Here is a 6,709-nt window from a genome sequence, read left to right as displayed (position 1 = left end):
CAGACAGCTTCCAGCCGGGAGGGTCCCGTACGACAGTGGCCTGACCGACACCCTTCGATACGATTGGGCCATGGCCCCTCACCGCGTCGTCGTCCTCGCACTCACCGGGCTGCTGCCCTTCGAGCTCGGCATCCCGCACCGGATCTTCGGCCGCGCCAAGGATCCCGCCGGAGCGCCGCTGTACGAGATCCTCACCTGCGCCCTCGCCCCCGGGCCGGTGCGCACGGACGCCGATTTCGCGGTCCACGTCGAGCACGGTCCCGAGCTGCTGGCCACCGCGGACACCGTGGTGGTGCCCGCCTCGTACGAGCTGGGGCCGGTGTACGAGGAGGGCCGGCTGACCGGCGAGCTCGCCGGGGCGCTCGCCCGCATCCGGCCCGGGACGCGGCTCGTCTCCATCTGCACGGGCGGGTACGTGCTGGCCGCCGCCGGGTTCCTGGACGGCCGTCCGGCCACCACCCACTGGGCGCACGCCGAGCACTTCCAGCGGCTCTTCCCGGCCGTGCGGGTGGACGCCGGCGTGCTCTACACCGACGACGGGGACGTGCTGACCTCGGCCGGGGTCGCGGCCGGCATCGACCTGTGCCTGCACATCGTGCGCCGCGACCACGGCGCGGCCGTCGCCAACGACGTGGCCCGGCGCACCGTCGTACCGCCCCACCGGGACGGCGGGCAGGCGCAGTTCATCGACCGGCCGGTGCCGCAGCCGCAGCTGGCCAGTACGGCGGCGGCCCGCGCGTGGGTGCTGGACCGGCTGCACGAGCCGGTGCGGCTGGTCGACCTGGCCCGGCAGGAGGCCATGTCGGTACGGACGTTCACCCGCCGGTTCCGGGAGGAGTCGGGGGTCAGCCCCGGCGAGTGGATCGTCGGCCAGCGGGTGGAACGGGCCCGGCGGCTGCTGGAGCGGACGGAGCTGCCGATGGAACAGGTGGCGCGGGAGACGGGGTTCGGGACGGCGCAGTCGCTGCGCAAGCACGTGCAGGCGGCGCTGGGGGTGAGCCCGACGGCGTACCGGCGCACGTTCCGTGCGGGCGGTGGACCCGGGGAGTCTGCCAGCTCCTGATGGGCCATCAGTTGATGCCGGGTCCGTGCATTGACTTCTCCCGCCGCCCGCTCGTGAATGGCCCCCTGGCGACACGACCTAGGGGGCGGGCCGTGCGAACACGGGCGGGCAGCACGAGATGGTCGGTGGCCCTCGGCATGGCCGCGCTCGCCGCGACGACCGGGGGCGCGCTGAGCCCGCCCGCCGCGGCCGAAGGGGAGGCGCCGTCCGGGCAGGTGGAGTTCCCGACGCACTGCGCGGCGCCGCAGGAGGCCGGACTGCCGCCCGCCGACGGGCCGACCACGGCCCGGATCACCGTGGACGACCCGGCGCCGACGGTCGGCGACACGGTCACCGTGACGTACCAGGTGGCCCGGACCCCCGCCGTGAACCCGATCGCCGCCGACCTCCCGGCCGATGTGCTGACGCCGGCCGGGCGGATCCTGCTGGGGGGTGCGCAGAGCGGTGAGGTCACCGTCGTGGGGGCGAAGAGGAACGACCCCGTCCAGGCGGGGGCGGAGCTGCCGGCCGTCACCATGACCGGCACGTTCACCGTCACCGGGGCCGGCGGGATCACCCTGGCCCCGGGCGGCTACACGCTGCACACCAGCCACCTGCTGGACCTCGACACCGTCTGCGCCGTCACCGGGGCGCCGGTGTTCGAACGGCTCACCGCGAGCCCTCCCCCGGCTACCGCCGGCGGGACCCCCACCCGGGCCAACCTGCGGTCGCTCGCGCTGGGTGCGGCCTACGGGAGGCCGGGCGCCGAGGTCAAGGTCACCGGCGCCGGCTTCGCCCCGGGCGCGGCCGTGACGGTGGCCGGCCGCGCGGGCGCCGCCGAGACCGCGGACCGGGTGGCGGCCACGGCGGACGCGCGGGGCGCGGTCTCGGCGGAGCTGCCGGTCACCGACCGGGCGACGACGGCGGTGGTGGCGTACGAGGGCACGGCGTGGTCGGCGCAGCGGGGATCCGGCCCGGCGGCGTACACGGTCGTCGCCGCGGCGCGGACGCCGCCGGGCACGCGGACGGTGACGGCGGTGGTCGAGCCGGGCGCGCTGACGATGACTCAGGCGGGCGAGTCGATCACGCTGGGCGCGGTCCCGTACGGGGAGCGCGGCGCGGCCCCCGGCCGGATCGGGACGGTCACGGTCGAGGACGCCCGCGGCGGACCGGCGGGATGGACGCTGATCGGCAAGGTCACGGACTTCACGGGCCCCGGCGGGGTCCGGATCCCGGGGGCTTCGCTGAGCTGGACCCCGGCGTGCACGGCCGCGCCGGGCAGCCCGGGCCGGTGCGTGGCGGGCAGTGCCGGGGTGGTCGGGCCGCAGGGGGCGGTGCTCGCTTCCGCGCCGGACGGGACCCTGGCGGGCGGGACGTTCACGATCGACGCGGCGGTCACCCTCACGGTGCCGCCGTACACCCCGCCCGGCGCGTACCGGGCGGTCCTGACCCTGACCCTCGCGTGACCCCCGCTCCACGGCTCCCGCCCGGGCCCGTGGGCAGGGCCGCGGCCGTGGTGCCCCGGATGCTCGGCGCCGTCCTGCTGCTCCTGCCCGCCGGGACGGCGGCGGCCGCCGACGACGGGCAGTGGTCCGTGGTCCCGGTGGCCAACCGCGCGGCGCAGCGGCCCTGCTTCTACCTCGCCGCCGCCCCCGGCGAAGCCGTCGGCGACGCCGTCACCGTCACCAACCGCGGCGACCGCCCCCGCACCTTCCGCCTCTACGCCGCCGACGCCTACAACACCGCCCGCGACGGCGGCTTCGCCCTCCGCGGTCCCGACGAGCCGCGCCGCGCCACCGCCGCCTGGGCGCGGCTCGCGCAGGAGCGGGTCACCGTCCCGGCCCACGGCGCCGTGGACGTCGGCTTCACCCTCACCGTCCCCGACCGGGCGGAACCGGGCGACCACCCCGGCGCCATCGTCGCCCTCGACGAGAGCGTGCGCCGCGCCGTCGCCGCCCGGCTCTACCTGCGGGTGGCCGGCCCCACCGCCCCCGCCCTGGCCGTCGAGGACCTGCGCGCCTCCGGGACGGAGATCTCGTACACGCTCCACAACCTCGGCAACGTCACCCTGCGCCCCCGCGCCACCCTCACCGCCTCCGGCGCCCTCGGCCGCCGCCTCCTCGGCCGCGAGCTCACCGGGCTGCCCGCCGAGCTGCTCCCCGGGCAGGAAGTCCGGCTCAGCACCAGGTGGGAGCACCCGCCCGCCGTCGAACGGGCCGAGATCACGGTGCGCGCCGAGGCCGCGGGAGCCGTCGGCCGGGCCGCCACCGGCTACGCCGCACGGCCCCGGCTCGCGGCCGTTCTCGCGGGCGTCCTCGCCCTCCTCGCGGCGGGCTGGTCGGCGCTGGGACCCGCATCGGGGAGAATGGCCCGTATGAGCGATCGTTCCCCCGAGTCCACCGCCCCGCACCGTGCGGGCTTCGCCTGCTTCGTCGGCCGCCCCAACGCGGGGAAGTCGACCCTGACCAACGCACTCGTGGGCACCAAGGTCGCGATCACCTCCAACCGGCCGCAGACCACCCGCCACACCGTCCGCGGCATCGTGCACCGCCCCGACGCCCAGCTCGTACTGGTCGACACGCCCGGTCTGCACAAGCCGCGCACCCTGCTCGGCGAGCGGCTGAACGACGTCGTGCGGACCACCTGGGCCGAGGTCGACGTGATCGGCTTCTGCCTGCCGGCCGACCAGAAGCTCGGCCCCGGCGACAAGTTCATCGCCAAGGAGCTCGCGGGGATCAAGAAGACCCCCAAGATCGCCATCATCACCAAGACCGACCTGGTCGAGTCCAAGCAGGTGGGCGAGCAGCTCCTCGCCGTTCACCAGCTCGCCGAGGAGCTGGGCTTCGAGTGGACCGAGATCGTCCCCGTCTCGGCGGTCGGCGACACCCAGGTCCAGCTGCTGGCCGACCTGATCGCGCCGCTGCTGCCCGAGAGCCCGCCGCTGTACCCGGAGGGCGACCTCACCGACGAGCCCGAGATGGTGATGGTCGCGGAGCTGATCCGCGAGGCCGCGCTGGAGGGCGTACGGGACGAGCTCCCGCACTCGATCGCCGTCGTGGTCGAGGAGATGATCCCCCGGGAGAACCGCCCGGCGGACCGCCCGCTGCTGGACATCCACGCGAACGTCTACATCGAGCGGCCCAGCCAGAAGGGCATCATCATCGGCCCGAAGGGCTCCCGGCTGAAGGAGGTCGGGATGAAGTCGCGCAAGCACATCGAGGCGCTGCTCGGCACCCCGGTCTTCCTCGACCTGCACGTCAAGGTCGCCAAGGACTGGCAGCGCGACCCCAAGCAGCTGCGCAAGCTGGGGTTCTGAGGGGCCTGGGGCCCGATCCGGAAGACCGGCCCCAGCCGCACCACACGACGACGCACGGCCGCGGCCCCCGAGCGGGGCCGCGGCCGTGCGTCGTCGTGCCGTTCGCCGTGCCGTTCACCGTGCCGTTCGGCTACGCGGGCCGGCGCATCCGCACCACGTTGTCCGTACGGTGTCCCGGCGAGCCGTCGGGCTTCGCCTGGACCCGCTCGGTCTCCTCGGCGCGCAGCACCTCCCAGCCCGCGGTGACCGGTTCCAGCTGCGCCAGGACCTCCTCGGGCGTGGGGAAGTGCGCCTCCTCCCGGTCCTCCTGCCACGGCGCCCATCCCGCGTGGCCGACCACCAGCAGGGTGCCGCCGGGGGCCACGGCCGCGGCGGCCGTGCGCAGGACGGCGTCCCGGGGGAAGTCGCCGTAGTTGTGCAGGAAGCAGGCCGAGACGAGGTCGAACTCCCCCTGCGGGAAGGACTCCGTCAGATCGTGCCGGGCGAAGGAGACCCGGTCCGCGACCCCGGCGTCCGCCGCGTGCCCGGCCGCCCGGCCGAGAGCGACACCGGAGATGTCGGTCCCGGTGACGGTCCACCCGCGGCGGGCCAGCCAGACGGCGTCGCCGCCCTCCCCGCAGCCGAGGTCCAGGGCCCGCCCCGGGGCGAGGCCGGAGGCCTCGCGCACCAGCACGGCGTTGGCCTCGCCGCTCCAGATCCGGTCGCTCTCCGCGTAGCGGCCGTCCCAGAACTCCTCTCCCGCCGGGGGCCCGGATGCGGGGTGGTGCTGCGTATGCGTGTGCGTGTGCTCGGTCATGGGTTCCTCTTCCCGTACGGGGGCCGGTACGGCCGATGCTCCGCCCGGCCGCCCCTACGGGCAAACCTTGTTGCCGTTCCGGCAACGCTCCGCTCAGGCGCCTTCCTTCAGCAGCCGGGAGATCAGCGTCCGCTGCGCCTCCGACAGGTTCGGCTCCTGGCAGGAGACCGTCCGGCCGTCGACGGTGATCCGGTACGAGAACCCGTCCCGGATCCGGTCCGACCCGGGTGCGGGCGGGACGGGCCGCAGCGCCAGCTGGGCCAGGGCCCGCCACTCGTCCTCGTCGGGCCGCCCCGAGGTGTCCACCTCGGCCCGGCGCTCGATGCCCGCGAAGCCGCCCGTCCGCACCACCAGAATCCGCATGTCCTGCCTTCTACCCCAGGCCGACCGCCGACCACGCCTTCTGCAGGGCCTGGTGCTCCGCTCCGCCGTCGCCGTACCGGGCCACCGCGGCCGCGACCGACAGCCGGGCGAAGTCCTTGAAGTCCGCGTCCGAGGCCAGCTCGCCGCCCGTCAGCGTGTCGTACCAGATCCGCCCGGCCCGCTCCCACGCCTTGCCGCCGAGCTCGGTCGCCACCAGGTAGAAGGCGTGGTTCGGGATGCCGGAGTTGATGTGCACCCCGCCGTTGTCCTGCGAGGTCTTCACGTAGTCGTCCATCGTCGCCGGCTGCGGGTCCTTGCCGAGCTCGTCGTCGTCGTACGCCGTGCCCGGCGCCTTCATCGAGCGCAGTGCGACCCCGCTGACGTTCGGGCCCAGCAGCCCGGCGCCGATCAGCCAGTCCGCGTCCTGGGCCGTCTGGTCGAGCGAGTACTGCTTGATCAGCGAACCGAAGACGTCGGACATCGACTCGTTCAGGGCGCCGGACTGCCCGTGGTAGTCGAGGTTCGCCGTGTACTGGGTGACCCCGTGGGTGAGCTCGTGCCCGATGACGTCGATCGACACGGTGAAGTCGAGGAAGATGTCCCCGTCCCCGTCGCCGAACACCATCTGCTGCCCGTCCCAGAAGGCGTTGTTGTAGTCCTGGCCGTAGTGGACGCTCGCGTCCAGGGCCAGCCCGGAGTCGTCGATCGAGTGCCGGCCGAAGCCCTTCAGGAACAGTTCGTACGTGGCGCCGAGCCCCGCGTACGCGCGGTTGACGGTGGCGTCGCCGACGGCCTCGTCGCCCTCCCCGCGCACCTTCTTCCCGGGCAGCCGGGTGCGGTGCTGGGCGTCGTAGATGGTCCGGCGGGGCTCGTCGGAGACGGGCGTCGCCGCGGCGGGGGCGATCCCGCGCAGGGTGGTGACGTTGCGCCGGGTGCGCAGCAGGGCGTCCTGTTCGAGGGTGCGCTGGGCGGCGTCGGCGCGCCGGACCACCTCGGACCGGGCGATCTTGTCGAGCAGGTGGGGCGGGACCACCGTGCAGAAGACGGGGTGGCGGTGAACGTGGGAGGCATCCATCCCGGCAATGTGGCAGTGCGTCACACCCGTGTCACTACCCGCAACCATGATTCATTCGGTTGTCTGAAAGCGGTCACACCGCGTTGACGGATCGGCCGGACCTGTATCGAGAAAAGC

6 protein-coding genes are annotated in these 6,709 nt (G+C 74.6%); 3 read left to right on the top strand and 3 right to left on the bottom strand.

Features of this window, described 5'->3' with window-relative positions; translation table 11 throughout:
* The first annotated feature begins 70 nt into the window (after positions 1-70).
* From ADK52_RS04680 to era, 3 genes are all read left to right on the top strand, one after another.
* Positions 71-1,063 (top strand): GlxA family transcriptional regulator, encoded by a 993-nt coding sequence (locus ADK52_RS04680; RefSeq protein WP_053688492.1) that lies wholly within the window; start codon positions 71-73, stop codon positions 1,061-1,063.
* A 137-nt stretch (positions 1,064-1,200) separates the two neighbouring features.
* Entirely contained in the window at positions 1,201-2,508 is a 1,308-nt protein-coding gene (locus ADK52_RS04675) for a beta-xylosidase (protein WP_053688509.1), read from the top strand.
* Positions 2,509-3,407: 899 nt separating this feature from the next.
* Positions 3,408-4,358, top strand: a complete 951-nt coding sequence (gene era, locus ADK52_RS04670) for a GTPase Era (RefSeq protein ID WP_030862481.1) — start codon at positions 3,408-3,410, stop codon at positions 4,356-4,358.
* 130 nt (positions 4,359-4,488) lie between these two features.
* Here the strand turns inward: era and ADK52_RS04665 are convergent, their stop codons facing one another.
* From ADK52_RS04665 to ADK52_RS04655, 3 genes are all read right to left on the bottom strand, one after another.
* Positions 4,489-5,154, bottom strand: a complete 666-nt coding sequence (locus tag ADK52_RS04665) for an SAM-dependent methyltransferase (protein ID WP_053688491.1) — start codon at positions 5,152-5,154, stop codon at positions 4,489-4,491.
* Between the two features lie 93 nt (positions 5,155-5,247).
* Positions 5,248-5,517, bottom strand: coding sequence for a protealysin inhibitor emfourin (locus tag ADK52_RS04660; protein WP_053688490.1), 270 nt, complete (start codon positions 5,515-5,517; stop codon positions 5,248-5,250).
* A 10-nt stretch (positions 5,518-5,527) separates the two neighbouring features.
* A complete protein-coding gene (locus tag ADK52_RS04655) occupies positions 5,528-6,592 on the bottom strand; it encodes a M4 family metallopeptidase (protein ID WP_053688489.1) in 1,065 nt (354 codons plus the stop codon).
* Positions 6,593-6,709 lie beyond the last annotated feature (117 nt).

The organism is Streptomyces sp. WM6372, from assembly GCF_001279655.1.
GTDB lineage: Bacteria > Actinomycetota > Actinomycetes > Streptomycetales > Streptomycetaceae > Streptomyces.
Note: the sequence above shows the minus strand (reverse complement) of the source record. Positions and strands in the feature narration are given on the sequence as shown.

Excerpts from the sequence above, each read along its gene's own strand:
- ADK52_RS04665 (WP_053688491.1), bottom strand. The coding sequence starts at position 5,154 with ATGACCGAGCACACGCACACGCATACGCAGCACCACCCCGCATCCGGG.
- ADK52_RS04660 (WP_053688490.1), bottom strand. The coding sequence starts at position 5,517 with ATGCGGATTCTGGTGGTGCGGACGGGCGGCTTCGCGGGCATCGAGCGC.
- ADK52_RS04675 (WP_053688509.1), top strand. The coding sequence starts at position 1,201 with ATGGCCGCGCTCGCCGCGACGACCGGGGGCGCGCTGAGCCCGCCCGCC.
- ADK52_RS04655 (WP_053688489.1), bottom strand. The coding sequence starts at position 6,592 with ATGGATGCCTCCCACGTTCACCGCCACCCCGTCTTCTGCACGGTGGTC.
- era (WP_030862481.1), top strand. The coding sequence starts at position 3,408 with ATGGCCCGTATGAGCGATCGTTCCCCCGAGTCCACCGCCCCGCACCGT.
- ADK52_RS04680 (WP_053688492.1), top strand. The coding sequence starts at position 71 with ATGGCCCCTCACCGCGTCGTCGTCCTCGCACTCACCGGGCTGCTGCCC.